This is a genomic window from Saccharothrix sp. DSM 118769, from assembly GCF_052936295.1.
In genome coordinates, this window is record NZ_CP193627.1 from 887336 (window position 1) to 912626 (window position 25291).

The 25291-nt window shown below is 75.1% G+C and carries 21 protein-coding genes; 11 read left to right on the forward strand and 10 right to left on the reverse strand.

All coding sequences use genetic code 11. The features are described 5' to 3' along the window. Positions 1-9 precede the first annotated feature (9 nt). From nirB to ACRAKJ_RS04345, 4 genes are read left to right on the forward strand one after another with little or no spacing between them, the layout of a single operon-like run. Complete coding sequence (gene nirB, locus ACRAKJ_RS04330) at positions 10-2502, forward strand: nitrite reductase large subunit NirB (RefSeq protein WP_438920242.1); 2493 nt, start codon at positions 10-12, stop codon at positions 2500-2502. Then, positions 2499-2819 carry a nitrite reductase small subunit NirD gene (gene nirD / locus ACRAKJ_RS04335; protein ID WP_438920243.1) on the forward strand — a complete coding sequence of 107 codons (321 nt, stop codon included), beginning with the start codon at positions 2499-2501 and terminating at the stop codon, positions 2817-2819. Before nirB ends, nirD begins: the two co-directional genes overlap by 4 nt. Further along, positions 2816-3931 carry a uroporphyrinogen-III synthase gene (locus ACRAKJ_RS04340; protein WP_438920244.1) on the forward strand — a complete coding sequence of 372 codons (1116 nt, stop codon included), beginning with the start codon at positions 2816-2818 and terminating at the stop codon, positions 3929-3931. Before nirD ends, ACRAKJ_RS04340 begins: the two co-directional genes overlap by 4 nt. Continuing rightward, a complete protein-coding gene (locus ACRAKJ_RS04345; protein WP_438920245.1) occupies positions 3928-4593 on the forward strand; it encodes a CbiX/SirB N-terminal domain-containing protein in 666 nt (221 codons plus the stop codon). The genes ACRAKJ_RS04340 and ACRAKJ_RS04345 overlap by 4 nt, the downstream gene beginning before the upstream one ends. 54 nt (positions 4594-4647) lie before the next feature. On the opposite strand, the gene ACRAKJ_RS04350 is transcribed toward ACRAKJ_RS04345, so the two are convergent. Then, entirely contained in the window at positions 4648-5181 is a 534-nt protein-coding gene (locus ACRAKJ_RS04350) for an HAAS signaling domain-containing protein (protein WP_438920246.1), read from the reverse strand. A 173-nt stretch (positions 5182-5354) separates the two neighbouring features. Between ACRAKJ_RS04350 and ACRAKJ_RS04355 the strand changes: the two genes are divergently transcribed. Both ACRAKJ_RS04355 and ACRAKJ_RS04360 read left to right on the forward strand, forming a co-directional pair. Continuing rightward, a complete protein-coding gene (locus ACRAKJ_RS04355; protein WP_438920247.1) occupies positions 5355-6326 on the forward strand; it encodes a pirin family protein in 972 nt (323 codons plus the stop codon). Beyond that, positions 6323-6679 carry a tetratricopeptide repeat protein gene (locus ACRAKJ_RS04360; RefSeq protein ID WP_438920248.1) on the forward strand — a complete coding sequence of 119 codons (357 nt, stop codon included), beginning with the start codon at positions 6323-6325 and terminating at the stop codon, positions 6677-6679. Before ACRAKJ_RS04355 ends, ACRAKJ_RS04360 begins: the two co-directional genes overlap by 4 nt. Position 6680: 1 nt before the next feature. On the opposite strand, the gene ACRAKJ_RS04365 is transcribed toward ACRAKJ_RS04360, so the two are convergent. Beyond that, positions 6681-7010, reverse strand: coding sequence for an MGMT family protein (locus tag ACRAKJ_RS04365; RefSeq protein ID WP_438920249.1), 330 nt, complete (start codon positions 7008-7010; stop codon positions 6681-6683). A gap of 71 nt (positions 7011-7081) precedes the next feature. Between ACRAKJ_RS04365 and ACRAKJ_RS04370 the strand changes: the two genes are divergently transcribed. Together ACRAKJ_RS04370 and ACRAKJ_RS04375 are read left to right on the forward strand one after the other, a co-directional pair. After that, complete coding sequence (locus tag ACRAKJ_RS04370) at positions 7082-10297, forward strand: PD-(D/E)XK nuclease family protein (protein ID WP_438920250.1); 3216 nt, start codon at positions 7082-7084, stop codon at positions 10295-10297. 79 nt (positions 10298-10376) lie between these two features. Further along, positions 10377-13952, forward strand: coding sequence for a UvrD-helicase domain-containing protein (locus ACRAKJ_RS04375; RefSeq protein WP_438920309.1), 3576 nt, complete (start codon positions 10377-10379; stop codon positions 13950-13952). Here ACRAKJ_RS04375 and ACRAKJ_RS04380 read toward each other — a convergent pair whose 3' ends face one another. Next, positions 13953-14489 carry a hypothetical protein gene (locus ACRAKJ_RS04380; RefSeq protein ID WP_438920251.1) on the reverse strand — a complete coding sequence of 179 codons (537 nt, stop codon included), beginning with the start codon at positions 14487-14489 and terminating at the stop codon, positions 13953-13955. It lies immediately after the preceding gene. A 79-nt stretch (positions 14490-14568) separates the two neighbouring features. Further along, complete coding sequence (locus ACRAKJ_RS04385) at positions 14569-14949, reverse strand: DoxX family protein (RefSeq protein ID WP_438920252.1); 381 nt, start codon at positions 14947-14949, stop codon at positions 14569-14571. Between the two features lie 59 nt (positions 14950-15008). On the opposite strand from ACRAKJ_RS04385, the gene ACRAKJ_RS04390 reads away from it, so the two are divergent. Further along, a complete protein-coding gene (locus ACRAKJ_RS04390; protein WP_438920253.1) occupies positions 15009-16421 on the forward strand; it encodes a M20/M25/M40 family metallo-hydrolase in 1413 nt (470 codons plus the stop codon). Continuing rightward, positions 16421-17485 carry an NAD-binding protein gene (locus tag ACRAKJ_RS04395; RefSeq protein WP_438920254.1) on the forward strand — a complete coding sequence of 355 codons (1065 nt, stop codon included), beginning with the start codon at positions 16421-16423 and terminating at the stop codon, positions 17483-17485. The genes ACRAKJ_RS04390 and ACRAKJ_RS04395 overlap by 1 nt, the downstream gene beginning before the upstream one ends. 62 nt (positions 17486-17547) lie before the next feature. Here ACRAKJ_RS04395 and ACRAKJ_RS04400 read toward each other — a convergent pair whose 3' ends face one another. The 5 genes from ACRAKJ_RS04400 to ACRAKJ_RS04420 all read right to left on the reverse strand — a co-directional run bounded on the left by ACRAKJ_RS04400 (position 17548) and on the right by ACRAKJ_RS04420 (position 23667). Next, positions 17548-18225, reverse strand: coding sequence for a response regulator (locus ACRAKJ_RS04400; RefSeq protein ID WP_438920255.1), 678 nt, complete (start codon positions 18223-18225; stop codon positions 17548-17550). A gap of 92 nt (positions 18226-18317) precedes the next feature. Further along, positions 18318-20351, reverse strand: a complete 2034-nt coding sequence (locus tag ACRAKJ_RS04405) for an ATP-binding protein (RefSeq protein WP_438920256.1) — start codon at positions 20349-20351, stop codon at positions 18318-18320. 92 nt (positions 20352-20443) lie between these two features. Further along, positions 20444-21154: a hypothetical protein gene (locus ACRAKJ_RS04410; RefSeq protein ID WP_438920257.1), complete on the reverse strand. Its 711-nt coding sequence runs from the start codon at positions 21152-21154 to the stop codon at positions 20444-20446. Positions 21155-21658: 504 nt separating this feature from the next. Further along, a complete protein-coding gene (locus tag ACRAKJ_RS04415; RefSeq protein ID WP_438920258.1) occupies positions 21659-22993 on the reverse strand; it encodes an ATP-binding protein in 1335 nt (444 codons plus the stop codon). Further along, entirely contained in the window at positions 22990-23667 is a 678-nt protein-coding gene (locus ACRAKJ_RS04420; protein WP_438920259.1) for a winged helix-turn-helix domain-containing protein, read from the reverse strand. The genes ACRAKJ_RS04415 and ACRAKJ_RS04420 overlap by 4 nt, the downstream gene beginning before the upstream one ends. Positions 23668-23969: 302 nt before the next feature. Here ACRAKJ_RS04420 and ACRAKJ_RS04425 point away from each other — a divergent pair, with 302 nt between their 5' ends. Beyond that, positions 23970-24410, forward strand: coding sequence for a hypothetical protein (locus ACRAKJ_RS04425; protein WP_438920260.1), 441 nt, complete (start codon positions 23970-23972; stop codon positions 24408-24410). Here ACRAKJ_RS04425 and ACRAKJ_RS04430 read toward each other — a convergent pair. After that, positions 24380-25279 carry a neutral zinc metallopeptidase gene (locus tag ACRAKJ_RS04430; protein WP_438920261.1) on the reverse strand — a complete coding sequence of 300 codons (900 nt, stop codon included), beginning with the start codon at positions 25277-25279 and terminating at the stop codon, positions 24380-24382. The two genes, ACRAKJ_RS04425 and ACRAKJ_RS04430, sit on opposite strands and share 31 nt — an antisense overlap. Positions 25280-25291: the final 12 nt, after the last annotated feature.

The following is a 25291-nucleotide window of genomic DNA, read 5'->3' on the forward strand; positions in this document are numbered from 1 at the left end:
ATTGGTCCCATGACGCGAACGCTCGTAGTAGTGGGTCACGGCATGGTCGGGCACCGCCTCGTGGAGGCCCTCCGCGAGAAGGACGCGACCGGCCAGTGGCGGGTCGTCGTGTTCGCCGAGGAGCCCCGTCCCGCCTACGACCGCGTCGCGCTGTCGTCCTACGTGGACGCCTGGGACGCCTCGGCGCTGGCGCTCGCCCCGCACGACGACGACGGGGTCGAGCTGGTCCTCGACGACCGGGTCGTGGAGCTGGACCGGGCCGCGAAGGCGGTCCGCACGGCGAGCGGCCGCACGCAGACCTACGACGCGCTGGTCCTGGCCACCGGCTCGGTGCCGTTCGTGCCGCCCGTCCCGGGCCGCGACCTGCCCGGCTGCCACGTCTACCGCACCATCGACGACCTGGACGCCATCCGCGCCACCGTCGAGGGCGCCCGGTCCAGCGGCCGGCACGCGGGCATGGTGCTCGGCGGCGGCCTGCTCGGCCTGGAGGCCGCCAACGCGCTGCGCGGCATGGGCGTCTCCCCGCACGTCGTCGAGCTGGGCCCGCGGCTGATGCCGCTGCAGGTCGACGAGGGCGGCGCGGGCCTGCTCAAGCGCCTGGTGGAGAAGCTCGACCTCACCGTGCACACCGGCACCTCGGCCTCCTCCATCGAGCGCGACCACCGCGACCGGCTCGTGGCGAAGCTGTCCAACGGCGTCGAGCTGGACCTCGACGTCGTCGTGTTCTCCGCGGGCATCCGGCCGCGCGACGAGCTGGCCCGCTCCTCCGGCCTGACCGTCGGCGAGCGCGGCGGGATCGTCGTGGACGGCGGCTGCCGCACCTCCGACCCGGACGTGTACGCGATCGGCGAGTGCGCCAACCTCGACGGGGTGGTGTACGGACTGGTGGCCCCGGGGTACTCCATGGCGGAGGTCGTCGCGGACCGGCTGCTCGGCGGCACCGCCGCGTTCCCCGGTGCGGACATGTCCACCAAGCTCAAGCTCCTCGGCGTGGACGTGGCCTCGTTCGGCGACGCGCACGCGAAGGAGGAGGGCGCCCTGGAGGTCGTGGTCAACGACGCCGTCGCGGGCACCTACGCCAAGGTCGTGGTGTCCGACGACGCCAAGACCCTGCTCGGGGGCATCCTCGTCGGCGACGCCTCCAAGTACCCGGTGCTGCGGCCCCTGGTCGGCCGCGCGCTGCCCGGCGACCCGGTGGCGCTGATCGGCCCGGAGGGCGGCGTCGAGCTGTCCCTGCCGCACGACGCGCAGGTGTGCTCCTGCCACGCGGTCACCAAGCAGCACATCGTGGACGCGGTGAACTCCGGCGACGCGGTCGACGTGCCGGGCATCAAGGCGTGCACCAAGGCGGGCACGGGCTGCGGCTCCTGCGTGCCGATGCTGAAGAAGCTGCTGGCCGAGTGCGGCGTCGAGCAGTCCAAGGCGCTGTGCGAGCACTTCGACCAGTCCCGCGCCGAGCTGTTCGAGGTCGTCCGGTCCACCGGCGTCACCACGTTCACCGAGCTGGTGGCCCGCTTCGGCCGGGGCCGCGGCTGCGACATCTGCAAGCCCGCCGTCGCCTCGATCCTCGCCTCGCTGGACAACGGGCACATCCTCGGCGGCGAGCAGGCCGCGCTCCAGGACACCAACGACCACTTCCTGGCCAACATCCAGCGCAACGGCACCTACTCGGTGGTGCCGCGCATCCCCGGCGGCGAGATCACCCCGGAGAAGCTCATCGTCATCGGCGAGGTCGCCCGCGACTTCGGCCTCTACACCAAGATCACCGGCGGCCAGCGGATCGACCTGTTCGGCGCGACCGTGGACCAGCTCCCGCAGATCTGGAAGCGGCTGGTGGACGCGGGCTTCGAGTCCGGCCACGCCTACGGCAAGTCGCTGCGCACGGTGAAGTCGTGCGTCGGCACCACGTGGTGCCGGTTCGGCGTGCAGGACTCGGTGGGGCTGGCCATCGAGCTGGAGCTGCGCTACCGGGGCCTGCGCTCGCCGCACAAGCTCAAGTCCGCCGTGTCCGGGTGCGCCCGCGAGTGCGCCGAGGCCCGCGGCAAGGACTTCGGCGTCATCGCCACCGAGAACGGCTGGAACCTGTACGTGGGCGGCAACGGCGGCTTCACCCCGCGCCACGCCGACCTCATCGCGTCCGACGTGGACACGGAGACGCTGATCAGGCTCATCGACCGGTTCCTGATGTTCTACATCCGCACCGCGGACCGGTTGCAGCGCACCTCGACGTGGATCGAGGGCCTGGAGGGCGGGCTCGACCACCTGCGGGCGGTCATCGTCGACGACAGCCTCGGCATCTGCGCCGACCTGGAGGCCGCGATGGCCAAGCACGTGGACAACTACGCGGACGAGTGGCGCGGCGTGCTGGAGGACCCGGAGAAGCTGTCCCGGTTCACCTCCTTCGTCAACGCGCCGGGCACGCCCGACCCCACGATCTCCTTCCGCGAGGAGCGCGGCCAGAAGGTGCCGGTCCTACTGGGAATCCCGGAGGTTGCACGATGACACCCGTGTGCGAGTTGAGCGTCCTGCTGCCCGATCGCGGGGTGGCCGCCCTGCTGCCGGACGGTTCGCAGGTGGCGGTGTTCCTCACCTCGGCGGGCACCGTGCACGCCCTGGGCAACATCGACCCGTTCAGCGGCGCGGCCGTGCTGTCGCGGGGCATCGTGGGCGACCGCGGCGGCGTGCCCGTCGTGGTGTCCCCGGTCTACAAGCAGGCGTTCGAGCTGAGCACCGGCAAGTGCCTCGACGACCCGTCCACGGGCGTGCCCGTGCACCCGGTGGTCGTGACCGACGGCGTCGTCCAGGTCGGGTCGCCGTGATCGCCGACCCGCTGGCCGGGTACACGGTCGGTGTGACCGCTGCCCGGCGGGCCGACGAGCTGGGCGCCCTGCTGGAGCGCAAGGGCGCCACCGTGCTGCACGGCCCGGCCATCCGGATCGTGCCGCTGCCCGACGACGCGGAGCTGCTCGCCGCCACCCGGACCGTGGTGGAGGAGCCGGTGGACATCGCCGTGGCGACCACCGGCATCGGCTTCCGCGGCTGGTTCGAGGCCGCCGAGGGCTGGGGCCTGGCCGCGCGGCTGCTGGGGACGCTGTCGAACGCCCGGGTCCTGCCGCGCGGCCCGAAGGCCAAGGGCGCGGTGCGCGCGGCGGGCCTGGTCGAGTCGTGGTCGCCGGACGGGGAGAGCAACGCCGAGCTGCTCGACCACCTGCTGCGCGGCGGCGTGGCGGGCAAGCGCATCGCGGTGCAGCTGCACGGCGAGCCGCTGCCCGACTTCACCTCCACCCTGCGCGAGGCGGGCGCCACCGTCGTCGAGGTCCCGGTCTACCGGTGGACCGGCCCGGCCGACCCGGGCCCGCTGGAGCGGCTGCTCGACGCGGTCCTCGCGGGCCAGGTCGACGCCCTGACCTTCACCAGCGCCCCCGCCGCGGCGTCCGTGCTGCGGACCGCCCGCGCCTCCGGCCGGTACGACGAGCTGGTCGCCCTGCTGCGCCGCGACGTGCTGGTCGTGGGCGTCGGCGCGATCACCGCCGGGCCGCTGGTGGCCGCCGGCGTGCCCGTCGTCCAGCCGGCCCGCGCCCGCATCGGCGCGCTGGCCCGCGAGCTGGTGCTGGCGCTGCCGGCCCGCGCGACCCGCCTGCGCATCGCGGGCCGGGACGTCGAGCTGCGCGGCCAGGCGGTCGTCGTGGACGGCGAGCTGCGGCCCGTGGCGCCCGCCCCGATGGCCGTGCTGCGCGCGCTGGCGGCGGCGCGGGGCGCGGTCGTGTCGCGGCGCGACCTGCTCGCCGCCCTGCCCGGCGGCGGCGAGGAGCACGCCGTGGAGACCGCCATCGGCCGGCTGCGCACCGCCCTCGGCGAACCGCGCATGGTCGCCACCGTCGTCAAGCGCGGCTACCGCCTCGCCATGGACCCCGCCGGAGTGGCCGTATGACCCTCGTCCTCGTCGCCCACGGCACGCGCGACCCCGCCGGGGCCGTGGTGGTGGAGGAGATCGCGTCGCTGGTGCGCGCCCGGCTGGGCGGGGTGCCGGTGCGGGTCGCCTACGCCGACGTGCGGCAACCCGACGTGACCTCGGTGCTGTCGTCCGTGCGGGGGCCGGCCGTCGTGGTCCCCGCGTTCCTCGCGGCCGGCTACCACGTGCGGGTGGACGTCCCGGCGCAGGTCGAGGCGTCCGGGCACCGCGACGCGGTGATCACCGACCCGATCGGGCCCGCGCTGGTCCCGGCCCTGCTGTCCCGCCTGCGCGAGGCCGGCTACCGGCCGGGGGACTCGGTCGTGCTCGCGGCGGCCGGGTCGTCGGACCCGCGGGCGCTGGCGGACGTGCGCGCCGTCGCCGACACCCTGGCGCGTCGGGTCGGGCCGGTGGTCGTCGGGTACGCCGCCACGGCCTCGCCGCGCGTCGCGGAGGTCGTGGCCCGCGCCCCGGGACGGGTCGCGGTGGCCTCCTGGCTGCTGGCGCCCGGCCTGTTCCACCGCGTCGTGGCGGAGTCCGGCGCGGACGTGGTCGCGGCCCCGATCGGCGCGCACCCGCGGGTCGTGGACGCCGTGCTGCTGCGCTACTACGAGGCCCGGTGCTTCCGGGGCGTGGCCTGACCCACCACCCGCCCGACCCGCCCGATCCGTCCCGACCCGCCCGATCCCGCCCCGCTACCCGCGTTCCGCGCGGGAGAAGAAGTACCAGGTGGCGATCAGCGCGGCGACCTGCGTCGCGGTGAACGGCAGCACGAGCAGCCCGGAGTACCAGTCGTCCGCGACGAGCGCGAGCAGCACGTGCAGCACGGCGGGCACGCCGACGAGCAGCACCCGCACCGGGATCGACCACCGCCGGGAGACGCCGACCAGCACCGCGCCCGCCAGGTGGCCGAAGGGCACCAGCACCGCGCCGACCAGCAGCAGCGCCAGGCCCAGGACGTCGAGGACGCGCAGCGGCTCGCGGGCGTCGTCCGCCTCGGCGCGCCGGGCGTTCTCGGGCACCTCCTCCACCGCCGTGGCCACGACCTCGCCCGGCGCGCCGAGCTCGTCCAGCACGGCGTCGACGTCGTCGTCCGAGGCGTCCTCCGGCAGGGTGGCCTCGATGTGCGAGCGGACCGCCTCGTCCAGTTCGGCGCGGCGCGCCTCGGGCAGCACCGCGGCCTCCTCCCGCAGGGCGGTCAGGTAAGCGGCGACCAACGGGTGTTCCACGACCGGGCTGTTCACGGGACGGCCCCCCTTCCTGTCCATGATCCTGGTGGGCCAGGTACCCGCGAACCAACTCGGTATCACCCCGCCGTCCCGCCCTCCGGAATAGTTGAGATCTCAACTAGGTTCTACGGGACGAGCCACCGCACCGGGTGGCCGGCCCGAAGGAGGCAGCCGTGCCCGCCGTCACCGCCGACACCCTCACCCTTCCCCGCCTCCCCCGACTGCCCGAGGCCACCACCGCGTGGCGTCCGGTGAAGCAGGTCGTCCAGGCGCGCACGTCGCTGGAGGGCGAGGGCTTCCAGGTCCGCCGCCCCTTCCCGGGCGTCGACCTCGCGCTCGCCGACCCGTTCCTGCTCCTCGACCACATGGGCGCCGTCGAGTACGGCCCCGGCGAGGCCAAGGGCGCGCCGTGGCACCCGCACCGCGGGTTCGAGACCGTCACCTACGTCATCGACGGCGCCTTCGAGCACAAGGACTCCGCGGGCGGCGGTGGGCTGATCACCAACGGCGGCACGCAGTGGATGACGGCCGGGTCCGGCGTCCTGCACTCGGAGCTGCCGCCGCAGGAACTGGTCGCCAAGGGCGGCCTGTTCCACGGCGTGCAGCTGTGGGTCAACCTGCCGAAGGCCGAGAAGTGGACCGCGCCGCGCTACCAGGACATCAAGCCCACCGACGCGGCGCTGCTCTCCAGCGACGACGGCGGCGCGCTGGTCCGCGTCATCGCCGGTGACGTCGCGGGCTTCCGCGGCCCCGGCTCCACCCGCACGCCGATCACCTACCTGCACGCCACGCTCGGCGCCGGCGCGCGCCTGCGGCTCCCGTGGCCGGAGGAGTTCAACGCCATGGTCTACGTGCTCAACGGGCGCGGCACCGTCGGGCGCGAGCAGCGGCCGCTGGAGGAGGGGCAGCTCGCGGTGCTCGACCGCGGGCAGGCGATCACCCTGCGCGCGGGCACCGACCAGGACGTGCTGGTCCTGGGCGGGCTGCCGCTGAACGAGCCCGTCGCGCGCTACGGCCCGTTCGTGATGAACACGCGCGCCGAGATCATCGAGGCCATCGAGGACTTCCAGGCCGGGCGGCTCGGCGGGACCCAGGTCCCGCACGTCACCGCGGCGGACACCAGGCTCGACGAGGAGGAGAAGTGATCCGGGAACTGCTGCACAAGGGGCGGGTGTTCCTCGCCGCGGGCGACCCGAGCGGCGCCGCCCGCTACCTCGCGGAGGCCGCCGAGCACGCCCCGACCGACCGCACCGTGCTGACCGAGCTGGCGCTGGCGCACTTCCGGTCCGCCGCGCTGGGCAGGGCCGAGGCGGTCCTGACCAGGCTCGTCGAGCTGGACCCGGCGGACGGCTACGCCCGGCTGCTGCTCGGCCGCACGCTGAGCAGGCAGAGCCGGCACGCCGAGGCGCTGCCGCAGCTCAAGCTCGCGGCCGCGCTGACGCGGGACCCCGGGGTGCGCGACGAGGTGGCCCGCGTCCAGGCGCGCGTCACCCCGTGAGTCACCAGAGGCCGGGAGGCTCCGCCGCCTCCTCCGCCTTGACGGCGTCCTCCCAGCGGTAGGTGCGCAGGTCCACCTTGCCGTCGAGCGACGGCACCCCCTCCTCGCGGAGCAGCTGGAGCTGCTCGTCGGCGAGGTGGGGGGCGCACGTGCCGTTGGCCTTGAGCACCCGGTGCCACGGCAGGTCGCGCCCGTCCTGGTTGAGGACCGTGCCGACCATCCGCAGCGACGGGGCGCGGGCGATGTCGGCGACGTCGCCGTAGGTGGCGACGCGTCCGCGGGGGATCGAGCGCACCACCTCGCGGACCATCTCGTGCAGCTGTTCGTCCACCCCGACAGCTTTCCACGCGGTGCCGGCGCGCCGGCTGTCGGTGGGACGTGGTTGCATCTACCGCCGTGGTGGTGAACAGGGCTCCGCTGTTGGTGCGCCCGGAGCGGCGGGAGGAGCCCCGGCACGACTGGGAGCCGGCCGCGCGCCGGGTGTTCGAGCACCGGGGCGGCCCGCTGCGCGTGCTCGGCGGACCCGGCACGGGCAAGACGACGCTGCTCGCCGAGGTCGTGGCCGACCGCGTGCTGCGGCGCGGCGCGCACCCCGAGCAGGTGCTGGTGCTCACCGCCGACCGCCGCGCCGCCGAGGCGATGCGCGCCCGGATCACCCGCCTGCTCACCGACCGCCGCGCGGACGGCGGCTCGTCGGACGGTGACGCGCAGCCCTCGGCCGCGCCGCCGCCCACCCCCTCGGGCCTGCTGCCCACCACGCGGGAACCGCTGGTCCGCACGGTCCACTCCTACGCGTTCGCGGTGCTGCGCAACCAGGCCGCGCTGACCGGCGAGGAGCCGCCCCGGCTGCTGGCCGGCCCCGAGCAGGACGCCGTGGTGCGCGAGCTGCTGGCGGGCGACGTGGCGATGGGCGCGCCGAAGTGGCCGGACCGCCTGCGCCCCGCCCTCACCCTGCCCGGGTTCGCCGCCGAGCTGCGCGACCTCATGCTGCGCGCCACCGAACGCGGCCTCGCCCCCGAGGACCTCACCGACCTGGGCCGCCGGCACGGCCGCGAGGAGTGGGTGGCCGCCGGGCTGTTCGCCACCCAGTACGAGCAGGTCAACCTGCTGGCCAGCAGCGGCCAGGGGCACGCGCCGTCCTACGACGCCGCCGAGCTGATCGGCAACGCGCTGCTCGCGTTCGAGGTGGACCCCGGCGTGCTCGACGGCGAGCGCAAGCGCGTCCGCCACCTGTTCGTCGACGACGCCCAGCACCTCGACCCGCTCCAGCTCGCGTTCCTGGCGAGCCTCGGGTCGACCGCCGACGAGTTCGTCCTGGTCGGCGACCCGGACCAGGCGATCTTCTCGTTCCGCGGCGCCGACCCGTCCCTGCTGGCCGCGACCGACGCGCCGACCGCCGTGCTGCGCGAGGGCCACCGGATGGCCCCGGAGGTCCGCGCCGCCGTCGGCCGCCTCGCGCTGCGCCTGCCCGGCGCGTCGCCGACCCGCGAGGTGAGCCCGGTGGACGCCGAGGGCCACGTCCGGGTGCGGCTGTTCGCGTCCGCCGCGCAGGAGGCCGCGTGGGTGGCCGACCAGCTGCGCCGCGCCCACCTGATCGACGGCGTGCCCTGGTCGCGGATGGCCGTCGTCGCGCGGTCCGCGACCCGCGTCCTGCCCGTGCTGCAACGCGCCCTGCTCGCGGCGGGCGTGCCCGTCGCCGTGCCGCACGACGAGCTGCCGCCCGCCCAGCAGCCCGCCGTCGTCCCGTTCCTGGCGCTGCTGCGCGCCGCCGCCGTGCCCGGCAGCCTCGACGAGGACACCGCCGCGATGCTGCTGTCCTCCCCGCTGGGCGGCGCCGACCCGCTGGCGCTGCGCCGGCTCCGCCGCGGCCTGCGCCGGCTGGAGCTGGCCGCCGGCGGGGACCGCGCCAGCGGCGAGCTGCTCGTCGAGGTGATCGAGACCGCCGACAAGCTGGCCGCCCTGGAGGACGCCGAGGCGCAGCCCGCGCGGCGCGTCGGCGGGCTGCTGCGCAAGGCGCGCCGGGCGATCGACGACGGGCTCACCGTCGAGCAGGTGCTGTGGGAGCTGTGGCAGGCCACCGGGCTGGAGAACCGCTGGGTCGCCCAGTCCGCCCGGCACGGCACCACCGGCATGCAGGCCGACCGCGACCTCGACGCGGTCGTCGCCCTGTTCGAGGCCGCCGCGAAGTACGTCGACCGGCTGCCCGGCTCCGGCGCGGAGAGCTTCGTCGACTACCTCGCCTCCCAGCGGTTCGCGGGCGACACGATGGCCGCGTCCGCCCCCGTCGGCGAGGCCGTGGCCGTGCTCACCGCGCACGCCGCCGCCGGTCGGGGGTGGACGGTCGTGGCGGTGCCCGGCGTGCAGGAGGGCGCGTGGCCCGACCTGCGGCTGCGCGGTTCCCTGCTCGGCGTGGAACGGCTCGTCGACCTCGTCGCGGGCGTGCCGGCGGACACCGTGTCGGCCATCGCGCCGCTGCTGGCCGAGGAACGGCGGCTGCTGCTCGTCGCCGCCAGCCGCGCCGAGCGGACGTTGCTGGTCAGCGCGGTGCGCGGCGAGGACGAGCAGCCGTCGCGGTTCCTCGACGAGATCGAGGAGCTGTCCACCGGCGACCTCGAACGGCCCACGCACACCCCCGAGCGCGGCCTCGTGCTCGCCGAGCTGGTGGGCGAGCTGCGCCGCGTCGTGTGCGACGACGACGAGCCCGCCGGGCGGCGGGAGCGCGCCGCGGCGCAACTGGCCCGCCTCGCCGCCGCGGGCGTGCCCGGCGCGCACCCCGACTCCTGGTACGGCCTGGCGGACGTGACGACCGACGACCCGCTGTGGACGGAGGAGCACACGGTCAGCGTGTCGCCGTCCACGGTGGAGACGCTCGCCACGTGCCCGCTGCGGTGGGTCGTCGAACGGCACGGCGGCCAGGACCCGGCCGAGCTGGCGTCGATCACCGGCACCCTCGTGCACGCCCTCGCCCAGGCCGCCGCCACCGGCGCGGACGAGAAGGAGCTGCGGGCGAGGCTCGACGAGGCGTGGGCCGCGGTCGACGCCGGTGCGCCCTGGTTCTCCCGCCGCGAACGGCAGCGCGTGGAGCGGATGCTCGACACGTTCCTGGCCTGGCTCGCCTCCAGCCGCGACCAGCTCACCCAGGTCGCGGTCGAGGAGGAGATCTCCGTCGACGTGCCCAAGCAGGACGGCGGCCCGTGGCTGCGCGTGCGGGGCCGCGTCGACCGGCTGGAGACCGACCGCGAGGGCCGCCCGGTCGTGGTCGACGTCAAGACCGGCCGCAACCCCGTCACGAAGCAGGAGGCGCAGGACCACCCGCAGCTCGCCGTCTACCAGCTCGCCTCCGCGCTCGGCGGCTTCACCCACCTCGGCCTCGGCACCGACCCGGGCGGCGCGCGCCTGCTGTACGTGGCCAAGGAGAACAAGAAGACCGGCGCCACCGAGCTGGAGCAGTCGCCGCTGGACGAGCAGGGCGTCCGGGTCTGGCTGGAGGCCGTGCAGATCGCCGCCGGGTCCTCCGTCGGCCCGGAGTACCGGGCCGCCGAGAACGTCGACTGCGACCGCTGCCCGGCGCGCACCACCTGCCCGGTGCACGCCTCGGGCCGCCAGGTGGGTCAATGACCTGACCTGCGACTTCCGCACGAGCCTGCGGGTCGCCGAAGCGCCCGCCGGCCGACGACGGAGAATGCCCGGTGTGGTGATGCCGGACGAGGTCGAACGGGTGGGTGGGCCGGGGGCCCTCGCCAGCCCGTTCGAGGTCGCCGAGGCCCTTGGCCTGCCCAGGCCCACCCCGGAGCAGGCCGCCGTCGTCGCGGCGCCCACCGCGCCCGCCCTCGTCGTGGCCGGCGCGGGCGCGGGCAAGACCGAGACGATGGCCGCCCGCGTCGTCTACCTCGTCGCCAACGGCTTCGTCACGCCCGACCGCGTCCTCGGCCTCACGTTCACCCGCAAGGCCGCCCGCCAGCTGTCCGACCGCGTCCGGGCCCGCCTGCGCCGCCTCGGCGGCTCCCCGCTGCTCGACCGGCTCGACCCGGGCGGCGAACGCCGGGCCGCCGTCCTCACCGGCGAACCGGTGATCCTCACCTACCACGCCTACGCGGGCAGGCTCGTCGCCGAGCACGGCCTGCGGCTGCCCGTGGAACCCGGCGTGCGGCTGCTCACCGAGACCGCGGCGTGGCAGCTCGCGCACCGCGTCGTCTCCACCTGGGCGGAGGACATCGACACGGACAAGGTGCCCGCGACCGTCACCGGCTACCTCGTCGCGCTCGCCGGCGAGCTGGGGGAGCACCTCGTGGCGCCGGAGGTGCTGCGCGAGCACGCCGAGCGGCTGTGCGCGCTCATCGAGTCCGCGCCGAGGACCAAGCGGCAGGGCGACGCCCTGCCGCAGTCGTTGCAGGCCGTCGTCGACGCCCAGCGGCTGCGGATGAACCTGCTGCCGCTGCTGGAGGCGTACCAGGCGCGCAAGCGGCGCGAGGCGGCCATGGACTTCGCCGACCAGATGTCGCTGGCCGCCCGGCTGGCCGCCGACTACCCGGAGGTGGCGCGCGGCGAGCGCGAGCGGTACGGCGCCGTGCTGCTCGACGAGTACCAGGACACCGGCCACGCCCAGCGCGTGCTGCTGCGGTCGCTGTTCGGGCGGGGCGAGCCGATGCCCGTGACGTCGGTGGGCGACCCGGCGCAGGCCATCTACGGCTGGCGCGGCGCGTCCGCGGCGAACCTCCCGAGGTTCGTCCACGACTTCCCGCCCGCCCGCAAGTACGGCCTGCTCACCAGCTTCCGCAACCCGCCGGAGGTGCTGGAGCTGGCCAACGCGGTGTCCGCGCCGCTGCGCGCGACGGGCCTGGACGTGGACCCGCTGCGCGCCCGCGACGGCGCGGGACCGGGGGACGTGCGCCTGGCGCTGTTCGACGACGTCCGCCAGGAGCTGGACTGGCTCGCCGACACCCTCGCCGCCCAGTGGGAGCAGCACCTCGACAGCAGCGACGAGCCGCCGACCGCCGCCGTCCTGGTCCGCCGCCGCTCCGACATGGCCGCCATCTCCGCCGTCCTGCGCGACCGCGGCCTGCCCGTCGAGGTCGTCGGCCTGGGCGGGCTGCTCGACGAACCCGAGGTGCGCGACCTCACCAGCGCCCTGCGCGTCCTGGTCGACCCGCTCGCGGGCACGGCCGCCGCCCGCCTGCTCACCGGTTCGCGCTGGCGCCTCGCCGCCTACGACCTGGCCGCCCTGTGGAACCGGGCGCGCGACCTGGCCGGGGCGCCGAGCCGCCAGGCCGTCGTGGACGACCCGCTCGCCGTCCTGGCCGACGCCCTGCCCGGCGAGCACGCCGAGCAGGCGGGCCTGGCCGACGCCCTGGACGACCCGGGCGACCCCACCGCGTACTCGGCCGAGGGCTACCGCCGCGTCCGCCGGCTGGGCGCCGAGCTGTCCGCGCTGCGCCGCCGCCTCGACCAGCCGCTGCCCGAGCTGGTCGCCGACGTCGAGCGCACCCTGCTGCTCGACATCGAGGCCATGGCCCGGCCGGGCGGCGTGGGCCGGGCGCACCTGGACGCGTTCGCCGACGTGGTCGGCGACTTCGCCGCCGCCAGCCCGTCCGCGACGCTGCCCGCCCTGCTCGACTACCTGCACACCGCCGAACAGGCGGAGGACGGCCTGGAACCCGGCGAGGTGGAGGTCGCGCCGAACCGCGTGCAGGTGCTGACCATGCACTCCGCGAAGGGCCTGGAGTGGCACGTCGTCGCCGTGCCGCACGTGGTCAAGGACGTCTTCCCCGGCCGCAAGAAGTCGTCGAGCTGGCTGCGCTCGGTCACCGGGCTGCCCGCCGACCTGCGCGGCGACGCCGAGGACCTGCCGGTGCTGCGCGTGCCGCCCGGCGCCGACCGCAAGGAGGTCGAGGAGGCCCTCGCCCGGCACGAGGAGGACTTCGACGCCCGCCGCCTCGTGGAGGAGCGCCGGCTGCTGTACGTGGCGCTCACCCGGGCCGAGCACAGCCTGCTCGTGTCCGGCCACTGGTGGGGCGGGACGGGGTCGAAGCCCAAGGGGCCGTCCGCGTTCCTCACCGAGCTGCGCGACGCCGTGCTGGCCGCCGACCACCCGCCCGCCGACATCGCCCACTGGGCGCCGCCCCCGGAGGAGGGCGCCCCGAACCCGCTCGCGTCGCGGACGAAGACCGCGCAGTGGCCCGCCGACCCGCTGGGCAGGCGGCGCGCGGCCGTGGCCGAGGGGGCGGAGCTGGTGCTGGCGGCGCTGGAGCGCCACCTCGCCCAGCCCGGTCCCGGTGAGCCCGGCTCCGGTGACCCCGGTCCCGAGCCCGTCGAGCCCGAGTCCGTCGAGCCCGATCCCGGTCCCGAGCCCGCCGAACCGGTGGACGCCGAGCGGTTCGACCTCGAACCGCCCCCGGACTTCGACTACGCACCGCCCGAGGAGCCGGACGACGACGAGCCGCCGCCCGACCTCGACCACCCGGACCCGGACCACCCGGACCTGGACCACCCCGTCCTCGACCCCGACCCCGACCCCGACCGGCCGGAGCCGGAGGCCGAGCCTGAGCCCGGGACCGAACCCGAGCCGGTCGAGCCGGCCGCGACCGACGAGGACCCGGACGACCCCGAGGGCTGGGCCCGCGACGTCGACGTGCTCCTCGCCGAGCGCGCCGCGGCGGCCGACCGGCGCGAACGCGTCGTCCTGCCCGACCACCTCTCGGTCAGCCAGCTCGTCCAGCTCGCCGCCGACCCCGACCAGCTCGCCCGCCGCCTGCGCCGCCCCCTGCCGTTCCCGCCGAACCCGTCGGCCCGCCGCGGCACGGCGTTCCACACGTGGCTGGAGCAGCGGTTCGGCGTGCGGCGGCTGTTCGACCTGGACGAGCTGCCCGGCGCGGCCGACGAGGACGCCTCGCCCGACGCGGACCTGAACCGCCTCCAGGAGGCGTTCCTGGCCAGCGAGTGGGCCGACCGGGCCCCGCACGACGTCGAGGTGCCGTTCGAGGCGGAGGTCGACGGCCTGTCCGTGCGCGGGCGCATGGACGCGGTGTTCGCCGACGAGGACGGCGGCTGGACCGTCGTGGACTGGAAGACCGGCTCGGTGCCGGAGGACGGGCGGCTGCCCGCGCTGTCCGTGCAGCTCGCGGCGTACCGGCTGGCCTGGGCGTCGTTGACCGGCACGCCGGTGGAGAAGGTGCGGGCGGCGTTCCACTACGTGCGGCACGGCCGCACGCTGCGCCCGGCCGACCTGCTGGACGCGGACGGCCTGCGCGACCTGGTCCGCTCGATCCCGGCCTAGCTAGGTGGTGACCCGCGCCTCGGCGGGCACTTCCTTCAGCACGCGGTCGTAGAGGACCTCCAGCAGCCACCGCCCGAACAGCGACGGCCCGAACTCGGTCGACCGGTCCTCCGGCGGCACCAGCAGCTCCGCCGCGCCCGCCTCGTCGACCGAGACGACGCCGATGCCGTAGTAGTCCAGCTCCATCAGCGGCCACGACCGGTCGCCCTGCGGCGGCGGCAGCACCACCGAGCACGGTGCGAGCGTCATCAGCGTGCCGCACGACTGGAGGGCGTGGTCCACGGTGGACTCGCCCACCAGGACGCCGACCAGCTCGACCGCGGGCACCGGCAGCCGGTCGTGCGCGGCCGGCTCGAACCACGAGCGGAACCACGAGGGGTCGGGCTGCGGGGGCCAGCCGTTCGCGCTGCGCCACTCGTGCACGTCGGCGCGGACCCGCACGACCGCGGACACCTGGTGACCCAGCACGGCGACGTCGGGGACCACGACGCCGCGCCAACCCAGGGCCTGAGCGGCGTGGTGGAGGAGCGGTTGCACTCGGGCATCCTAGAACTGGTTGCGGTTTCAATGACAGACCCTCCGCCGCGCTGGGTGTCGAACCCCGCACGGAGAGTGGTCAACGGGATGAGCGTGCCACGCGCAAGGCCCACAGGACCAGCGGGACCTGCAACGGGAGGCGCCCGTAGGCGATGGCGCGCGCCCGGGGCGACTTCGCCCGGTAGTCGTAAGCCATCTTCACGTTCGCCGGGAACACGGCGGCGAAGAACACCGCGGCGAGCTTCGCGGCCGTACCGCGCGTGCGGGGCGCGGCCACCGCCGCGGCCAGCGCCACCTCCGCGGCGCCGGACGCGTACGTCCAGGCCCGCGGCGCACCCGGCAGCCGCCGGGGGACGATCGAGTCGTACGGCTTCGGCTTGGCGAAGTGCGTGACACCGGCCGTGCCCAGCAACCCGGCCAGCGCCAGCGCCGACCAGGAACGGGAACGAGTGGCTTCCATGGGACCCACCCTGTCATGCCGGACGCCGACCGGCGTCCCCAGGGTTATCCTCCGGCACCGTGAGCGGTGATCCCGAAGAACCCGAGCATCCCGAGCGGACGGCCGTGGCCGCGCTCGCCGACGATTTCGTGGCCGGGCTGCGCGAGTGGCTGGCCATCCCCTCGATCGGCGTCGACCCGGCCCACCACGCCGACGTGCACGCCTCCGCGCGCTGGCTGGCGGACGCCCTGCGCCGCGACGGCTGGCCCGACGTGCGGGTCTGGGACTCGGGCCCCGCCCTGCCCGCCGTGTACGCCTGCCTGCCCGCCGCCGACCCCGACGCGCCGACCGTGCTGGTCTACGGCCACCACGACGTGCAACCGGTCGACCCGGTCGAGCAGTGGCGACACCCCCCGTTCGACCCCACCCTCGTGGGGGAGGAGCTGTTCGCCCGCGGCGCCAGCGACGACAAGGGCCAGGTCGCCATGCACCTGCTCGGCGTGCGCGCGCACCTCGCCGCCACCGGCGCGGACCGCCCCGCCGTCACGCTCAAGCTGTTCGTCGAGGGCGAGGAGGAGTCCGGCTCGCCCCACCTCACCCGGCTGCTCGACGAGCACCGCGACGACCTCGCGTGCGACCTCGTCGTGTTCACCGACACACCCCTGTACTCGCGCGACGCGCCCACCGTGTGCACCGGGCAGCGCGGCGTCTACGGCGCGGAGGTCGTCCTCACCGGCGGCTCCTCCGACGTCCACTCCGGCCGCGCGGGCGGGGGCGTGCCCAACCCGGCCACCGCCGTCGCCCGGCTCGTCGCCGCGCTGCACGACGAGGACGGCCGCGTCCGGCTGCGCGACTTCTACGCCGACGTCGTCGACCCCACCGACGCCGAGCGCGCCGACTACGCGAGCCTGCCGTTCGACGAGGACGCGTGGCTCGCGAACGCCGGCGGCGCGCGGGCCCTGGCCGGCGAACCCGGCTGGTCCACCCTCGAACGCGTCTGGGTGCGCCCCACCGCCGAGGTCAACGGCATCAGCGGCGGCTACACCGGCCCCGGCCTGAAGACGATCGTGCCCGCCTCGGCCTCGGTGAAGCTGTCGTTCCGCCTCGTGCCCGACCAGCGGCCCGAACGGGTCGCCGCCGCCCTGCGCGAGTTCGTCGCCGCGCACACCCCGCCCGGCCTACGCTCCGAGGTGATCGCCCGCGGCGACGGGGTCCCGCCCTACGCGGTGGACGTCTCGCACCCCGCCGTGGGCGCGGTCCGCGACGCCGTCGAGGCCGCCTTCGACCAGCCCGTCAGGTTCAGCCGGACCGGTGGTTCCGGACCGGCCGCCGTGCTGCACGCCCGCCTCGGCGCACCCGTCGTGTACCTGGGGGCGACGTTGCCGGATGATCGCATCCACGCGCCGGACGAGCGCGTCGTCGTGCCACTGCTGCTCCGCGGCGCCGAAGCCGCCGCACACCTGTGGCGGCTGCTCCCCGAGAGGCTGTCGTGATGCGCCGGTTCCACCAGACCGAGCCGCTGGCCGAGCTGCCCGGCCACTCCCTCGTCGGCGTGGTCAGGATGCCGGACACGGTGCAGAGCCCGGTGCGCGCCATCCTGAAGCGCGTCATCGGCGCGCTCGCCGCGCTGATGGCCGCCGTCCTCATCGTCTACTTCGACCGCGACGGCTACCGCGACGTCAACGGGGACGGCCTGTCCTTCCTCGACTGCGTCTACTACGCCACCGTCTCCCTCTCCACCACCGGCTACGGCGACATCGCGCCGGCCAGCTCGTCCGCCAGGCTCGTCAACGTCCTGGTGATCACCCCCCTGCGCGTGCTCTTCCTGATCGTCCTGGTCGGCACCACCCTCGAAGTGCTCACCGAGCGCTCGCGCCAGGCGCTGCGCATCCAGAAGTGGAGGACCAAGGTGCGTGACCACGTGGTGGTGATCGGCTACGGCACGAAGGGCCGCTCGGCCGTGAGCGCCCTCATGGGCGACGGCACGGAACCCGGCCAGATCGTCGTCGTCGACACCTCCCAGGAGGCCCTCGACGCGGCGTCCGCCATCGGCCTCGTCACCGTCCACGGCTCCGGCACCAGCAACGACGTGCTGCGCGTGGCCGGCGTGCCGCGGGCCAGGGCGGTGGTCGTGGCCGCCAACCGCGACGACACCTCCGTCCTGGTCACCCTCACCGCCCGCGAGCTCGCGCCCGACGCCCAGGTCGTCGCCTCCGTCCGGGAGCGCGAGAACGAGCACCTGCTGCGCCAGTCCGGCGCCGACTCGGTCGTCGTGTCCAGCGAGACCGCCGGCCGCCTGCTCGGCATGGCCACCGCCACCCCGTCCGTCGTCGACATGGTCGAGGACCTCCTCACCCCCGACGCGGGCCTGGCCATCGCCGAACGCGACGTGGAGCCCGCCGAGGTGGGCGGCTCGCCCCGCCACCTGCCCGACATCGTGCTCGGCGTCGTCCGCGGCGGCACCCTCTACCGGGTCGACGCCCCCGAGGCCGACGCCGTCGAGGCGGGCGACCGGCTCCTCTACGTCAAGAAGGTCACCCCGCCCAGGGAAGCGTGATGGGCCGCCGGGGCGGGGGGCGTGCCGGTGCCCGCCCGGCCCCGGCGCGTCCCCGTCCCCGGTCAGGCGTCCTCCCGGGTGATCCCCTCCCGCCGCCGCGCGGTCTCCACCGCCTCCGCCACGGACTTCGCGCCCAGCTTCTGCTGGATCACCGAGCACCGGTTCGCCACCGTCTTCGGCGTCAGCGACAGCTCCTGCGCCACCTGCTGCTTCGTCAGGCCGCGCACCAGCCGCCTGAGCACCACGAACTCGCCCCTGGTCAGCCCGAACGGGTAGGACTCCCCGGCCGGCTCCGCGGTCCGCGCCACCAGCATCCGGGTGATCCGCGGGTCCAGCACGTTCTGCCCGGCGGCGGCCGTGCGCACCGACTGGGCGACGTTCAGCTCCTCGTCGTCCTTGAGCAGGTAGCCGTGCGCGCCCGCGTCCAGCGCCTCCCGCGCCTGCTCCGGCTCCTCCGACATCGTCAGCACGATGATCTTCGCGCCCGGCGCGTGGGTCCGGATCTCCCGGATCACCTCGACCCCGCAGTGCGCCGCGCTCTCCCCGCTGCGCCGCGGCATGTGCAGGTCCAGCAGGACGACCGCCGGCGCGAGGTCGCGGGCCTTCGCGATGGCGTCCTCGCCGTTCGACGCCTCGCCCCTCACCACCAGGTCGTCGGCGACGTCCAGGTGCGCCCGCAATCCGCGCCGGAATATCGACTGGTCGTCCACTATCAGAACACCATGCGACTGATCGGTCACGACGCACTCCTCGCACGCTGATCACGCGTCGACGCCGAGCCCGCCGACGGCGCTTTCGCACGCGACCACCGGACCGGTGATCCCCGCGGGGATCAATTCGGGTCCAGCGGGAGAAGCGCCACTATCCGGGTGCCACGGGAAGACGACTCGATGGTGAACGTTCCGCCGAGATCCTCGCAGCGTTTGCGCATCGAAGCCAGTCCGATCCCCGGGTTGTGCCCCTCGGGAATGCCGCAACCGTCGTCCGCCACGGTCAACCGCAGATCGGGCGTGCGCTCCAGCCGAATCAGGCACAAACCCGCTTTCGCGTGCTTGGCCACGTTGGTGAGCGCTTCGCTGATGATCCGGTACGCCGCCGACTGCACCCGCGACTCGATCCCGTCCAGCGGGTCGTCCGCGCTCACCCGCACCGCGAAGTGGTGCCCGAACCGCCGCGCCTGCCGCTCCACCGCGCGCAGCAGCCCCAGCCGCAGCTCCACCGGGTCGGCCTTGCGCATCAGGTTGCGCACCTCCTCGCCCAGCGTCCGCAGGTCGGACACCACCACCCCCAGTTGCCGCCGCGCCGCCGGCACCGCGTCGCCGACCATCGTGCGCGCCGCCTCCACCTGCATCCGGATGCCCGCCACCGCCGGCCCCACCGTGTCGTGCAGGTCGTCGCCGATGCGCCGCAGCTCCTCCTCCTGCTCCCGCTCGAACCGGTCGTTGGCCTGCGCCAGCGCCTGCGCCAACCGCGCCGCGTCCGCCACCGGCGCGACCTGCCTGGCCAGGTCGTCGAGCAGCCGCACGTCCCGCTGCGAGAACCCCTCCTCCGGCGCGCGGGCCTCCACCACCAGCTCGCCGACCCGCTCGCCGCCGTGCACCAGCCACACCCGCCGCCGCGGCCGCTCCCGCGACGTGCCGTGCGTCGCCAACGGCCGCTCCCGGCCGCCGTCGTTGATCAGCACCGCCACGTACGGCGCCCGCAACGCCTCCCCGACCGACCGCGCCACCTCGGCGAACAGCTCGTCCGGGTGCACGTGGTGCTCCAGCCGCCGCCCCAGCTCGGTCAGCGCCCGGTACGGGTCGGCCCGGTCCCCGTACAGCCAGTGGTCCAGCCGCCGCCGCAGCAGCCGGTGCAGCGGGGCCAACGCCGTCACCACCGCCACCGTGCCCACCACCGCCGCCTGCGCGGGCACCAGCGCCGTCGCGGCCAGCACCACCACCGCGTAGGCGCCGTAGAGGATCAGCACCAGCAGCCCGTACAGCAGGGTGCGGTGGATGATCAGGTCGATGTCGTACAGCCCGTAGCGCAGGATCGCGACCAGCATCGCCGCCGGGAACGCCGCCGCGACCACCAGCCACGCCCCCCACGCGGCCCCCGCCTCCAGCTCGACCGCCAACGCCCCGATACCCACCGCCGTGCCCACCGCGGCCCAGCGCAGCAGCCGCCGCTCCGCGTCGTCCCGGGCCCGTCGCCGGCGCACCACCAGCGACACCAGCCCGGCGAGCAGCGCCACCGCGAAGCACGCGAACCCGGCCAGCGCCAACGAGATCGGCACACCCCGCCGCGACGTGCTGTGCGCGACGCTGTCCCAGAACGAGGTCGGGATGCCCCACAGCGACCACCCGATCCCGACCGACGGCAGCACCACCCCGAGCCCGGCGACCACCAGCACCGGCCACCACCGCCGCGACGGCAACCGCCCGTTGGGGAACAGCACCAGCACCACGGGCAGCAGCGAGTACCCGGGCCACCACACCCAGTTGCCCAGCCACAGCGCCCACCCCTGCCACGCCCACCCGACCACCCCCTCCCCGCCGGTGACCTCCCCGCCGGTGCGGTCCCCGCCGGTGCCGTCCCCACCGGTGTCGTCCCCACCGAGCGCCCAGTCCCCGCCGAGCGCCCCGTTCCCGACCGCACCGCTGCCGATGGCCAGGGCGCCGGCGAACCCCATCGCGAGCACGACCCACCCCACCGCGTTGCGCGGCGCGTGCGAGACCACCCGCACCCCCAACAGGCAGCACGACACCGCCACGAACCAGTTCCGCGGGTGAGACCCCTCGAGACCACCCACCCGCCACTGCCCGATGGCGGCGACCACCAGGCACGCCGCCGCCACCCCCACGACGAGGCGCGACCACACCACCGCACCCCCGACCCCACCCGCTGCCGCCGAAGAACCCCGTGACACGAGCACTTCCCCCTTGGACCAGTGCGGTCGCCGGCGACAGCCGACGGTCAGGACGTCCCGTGCAACCAGTGCCAGAAGTTGTGGCAGGGCGACCCCTCATCAGCCACCCCGGCCACCCCGGCCGCTCCAACCACCCCGCCCCACTCGGCACCGCCCAGCTCGGCAGCACCCAGCTCGGCAGCACCCCGCTCGACCCCGCCCAGGTCCCGGACGCCCCGGCTCACCACCCCCTCCGCGTCGATGGTGACCACCATCCCGACCCCGTCCCCGTCAGCCACGATCCCGACCCGACGCCCACCCCGCCCGCCGCCGGCCCGCTCACCACCGCCGGCCCGCTCACCACCGCCGGCCCGCTCACCACCGCCGGCCCGCTCACCGCCAACCCCGCCGCCGTTCCCGCCGGCACCGCCGTTCCCGCCGTCACCACCCGCCGCCGCCCCGGCCGCCATGGCTGCCGGGGTCGCCCCGTGCGCATCCCCGTGCGCGTCCCCGTCCCCCTGCTCCCGGAGCGCGTCCTCCATCGTCACCAGGTCGGGCAACAACCCCTCGCCGACGACCTTCCCGTACACCTTCTCGAACCGCCGGAGCGCCTCCACGACCCGATCCAGCGCCACGACCGGAGCGGCGTGCGGCCCGTGGAAGTGCACAGCACCCGCCGTCGAGGACGCCGCGTACCGCACGAACACCTCGTACCAGCGCGCCAGGTCACCGACCTCCGGGTACAACAGCCGCCCGCGATCTTCGGTTGGAGCCGACATCGATCACTCCCTCACGTGGTTCCGCATGTGCAGGACTTGACGGCCAAGCCTCCCGATCCCGTGTTCCCGGGAACCAGAGGTCGCCTTTCCCGGTTTGCCGGGCAGGGTCATGCGGCGCGGCAAGATCGCACGCGCACACCCGATTAAGCCGCCACGAGCGCGCGAAGTACCGTCACGCCCTTCGGAGCACGAAGACGCGGCCGTGTCGCGACGACTATTGGTCACCACCATCGCCCGGACTCGCGATGCCGGGATGGCCACATAATGGCGCGTGGTTTCACGAGTCGCAAGCGTGGTCGACACTTCTGTGCAGAAGTAGCCGCCCGACACCCGCGTCATTCCCCGCACAATTGCGGAGACCGGAGTAATGGCAGCTCAGGGCCTCGGAAAACCCTTTCACCGCCTGCGCAATATCACCGGAAAAGGAAGATCACAAGGTCATCCGACTCAAAGCGCAACGCCACCCGGCGGCCCGGCACCGCGCCCCACAACTCACTCCGCAGGTCACTCCGCAAGCGGCAGCCGAGCCTGAAAAACCGCACCCACTCTGCTGTCGTCCAGCCCGCTGCCACCCAGCCCGCTGCCACCCACCGCGCCGCCGGCCGTGCCGGTGGCCCGGGGGTCCAGGCACAGCAGCTCGCCGCCGTGTGCGCGCACCACGCCGCGAGCGATCGACAGGCCCAGGCCCGAGCCGCCCGAGCGCCGGTCCCGCGCCTCGTCCAGCCGCACCAGCCGGTCGAAGATGCGATCGCGGTCCAGCGGACCCACGCCCGGCCCGTCGTCGGACACGGTCAGCACCGCGCAGCCGCCCTCCCGCGACACCCTCAGCCGGACCCGCCCGCCCGGACCGGTGGCCTGCCGGGCGTTGTCGGCGAGGTTGGCGAGCACCTGCGCCAACCTCTGCGGATCGCCGGACACGTGCGCCGACCCGCCCTCCGCCGCGATGTCGAAGTCCGGTGCGAGCAGCCTGGTCCGCCCCACCTCGGCCTCGGCCAGGGCGAGCAGGTCCACCCGTTCGCGGTGCAGCTCCAGGCCCGCGTCGATGTGCGCCAGCGCCAGCAGGTCGTCGACCAGCCGCCCGGCCTGCCGCGACTCGCGCACCAGCAGCAGGTTCAGCCGTTCCCGCTCCTCGGCGCTGCCGGTCTGCATCAACGCCTCGGCCACCGCCTGCACCCCGGCGACGGGGGTCCGCAGTTCGTGCGCCGCGTCCGCCACGAACCGCTTCATCCGCTCCTCCGACCCCTCCAACGAGTCGAGCATGTCGTCGAACGCCGCCGCCGTCCGCCCCAGCTCGGTGTCCGCCCGGGTCGGGTTCAGCCGGTACCCGCGGTGGCCGCGCGCGATCGACCTGGCCAACGTCGTCATCGCGTCCAGCGGTGCCAGCGCCCGCCGCACCACCAGCGCCATCGCCAACGCCGTCACCGCCAGGGCCCCGACCCCGACCAGCAGCAGCAACCGCCGCAGCCGCGCCTGCGCCGCCGTGATCACCGACGACTCGGCGTACAGCGTGATCGTCGAGCCGTCCGCCAGCTCCCGGCTGACCGAGTTCGCCACCTCCTCGCCGGGCACGTGCCCGAACGTCGTCCCGTCCGGCATGACCAGCCGGACCTCCACGCCCCGGCCCTCCAGCCGGTCCACCAACCTGCTCCCGCGCACCCGCTGCTTCACCAACTGCTGGGCGAGCCGGGACCTCTCCAGCAGCGCGGTCTCCACGTCCCGCTGGGACTGGGCCGCGAACAACCCGTCCACCACCAGCACCACCCCGAGCAGCACCGCCCCGAGCACGCCGATCGCGGACAGCGTCACCCGGCGGCGCAGCGAGACGGTCCGCAGGCTCACGCCTCGTCCGCCCGCAGCACGTACCCGAGCCCGCGCACCGTGTGCAGGAGCCGGGGCCCGTGCTCCTCCAACTTCCGGCGCAGCGCGCTCACGTGCACCTCGACCAGGTTGGGGTCGTAGTCCTCGTACCCCCACACCGCCGTGAGGATCTGCGTCTTGCCCACCACCCGCCCGCGCTGGGCGGCCAGGTAGCGCAGCAGCCGCAGCTCGGTGGCGGTCAGCTCGACCGGCGCGTGCCCGCGCAGCACGACCGCCGAGTCCGCGTCCACCACCAGGTCGCCGATCTGCACCGTCGACGGCGTCCGACCCAGCCGCCGCAGCACCGCGCTGACCCGCGCCACCAGCTCCGCCAGCACGAACGGCTTCACCACGTAGTCGTCCGCGCCCCGGTCCAGCCCGCGCAGCCGGTCGCTCACCCCGTCCCGGGCGGTCAGCATCACGACCCCGGCCCCGCTGGTCCGCCGGATCACGTCCAGCAGCGTGAAGCCGTCACGGCCCGGCAGCATCACGTCGAGCACCACCAGGTCGGGCCGGAAGCGGCTCAGCTCGACCTCCAGGTCGCGCCCGTCCGGTCGGACCTGCACCTGGTAGCCCGCGTCCCGCAGGGCGGAGCCCACCGCGGCCCCGATCGCCTCCGCGTCCTCGATCACCAGCACCCTGGCAGCAGTCGACACGGTGCCATTCTGCGTCCTGACCGGCCCCGCGGCGGTGAGGTCGCCGGGAGGGACCCGCCGGCCACCCGGGCGGAAGGTGGCGGAGGGGGCAGGGGGAGAGCGGCGGGCGCGGGAGCGGCAGCAAGGGAAGCGGTGGGCGGTCCGCGCGGGGCGGCGGGGGCGGCGTTCGGGGTCGGGTGCATGGGTACAGTGTCGAACGGGTGTTCGACGGTGCGCAAGATCACGATGGGGTGAAGCGCGGTGGGCGGGAACGGCCGTCGTCCCTCACGACAACGCACCGCCCCGTCTGCGACCATCCACCCGTGCCGGTTCCGCGAAACCCCGCCAGGTGGGCGCTGGTCCTGCTGCTCGCGGGGCTGGCGGCCGTCGCGGCGGCGGTCGCGCTGTGGTGGCCTCACCCGTCCGAGGGAGCGGAACGCGCGGAGGCCACCGTCACGGCCCCCGCGTCCTGCGGCGGCGGCGGTGACGCCTACGACCGCGTGGAGCTCAAGATCGGCGACCAGGTCCGCACCGCCAGGCTCGACGGCTGCGGCCACTCGCGGGACGAGAGGGTCGAGGTGGTCGTCCCGGCCGACACGGCGGGCGACTTCCTGGTCCAGGCCGCCGCCAGCGCCCCCGCCGGCCTGCCCTTCGCGAACCGGCTGACGGCCCTGCTGCTGTGCCTGAGCGGTCTCGCCGGCGGGCTGTACGCGCACCTGCTGACCGGGCGGCCTCAGCCGACGGCCGCCGCCGGGGCCGCGTAGGTGTTGCACGACGCCGTCGTGCCCGAGCTGAACCCGTCGGACGCCCACTCGGCCTGGTTGTCGGGGTTGCCGTGGGCGTTCTTCTCCGGCGACTCCTCGACCGCGTACCCGAAGTCCTCCGCGGCCTCCGCGGCCAGCCCCGGCCCGATCGCCGCGGACGCCGCGCCCAGGAACAGCCCGGCGAAGCAGTTCGCCTGGAGCTCGATCCGCCGCGACATCTCCAGCCCGGCCGGCGTCTCCTCGCCCGCGTCGACGATCTTGCCGTCCGCGGCGCGCAGGATCCCGCTCAGCGCCTGCACGTGGTGCCCGTACTCGTGCGCCAACGTGGCCAGGTGCGAGCTGGGCCGCTCACCGCCGCCGTTGTCGCGCAGCCGCTGCGTCGGCATGTAGATCGTCCTGTTGCGACCGCAGTAGTACGCCACGGCCTCGCTCTGCGCGGGCGCCGCGCCGCACGGCCCCTCGGCCAGGTCCGGCGAGGTGTCCAGCGCGGGCGGGTCGAACGGCAGGTTCGCCTGCTCCAGCACGGGCCGCCACGCCTCGTCGAGGCACCGGACGCCCGCCTCGTAGTACGCGGACAGCTCGCGGTCCGACACCCCGAACCCCGGCAGCGGGCAGGCCACGGCGGGCAGCGGCACGGGCGTGACCAGCAACGGGTGGTCGGCCAGCCGGTGGACGGCGCGCGGCCGAGGGGCCTCCGTCGCCGTGCTCTGGGACACCTGGGCGCCGGGCACCGCCACCGCGCGCCCCGCGACCCGCCACGACGACTCGACCTGCGTCACCGCACCCAGGCCCAGCACCGACAACACGATCAACGAGAACACGCCGATGAGCACGATCGGGTTGTTCTTGGGCTCCTCGGGTGGATGCACGATCCTCCAGTC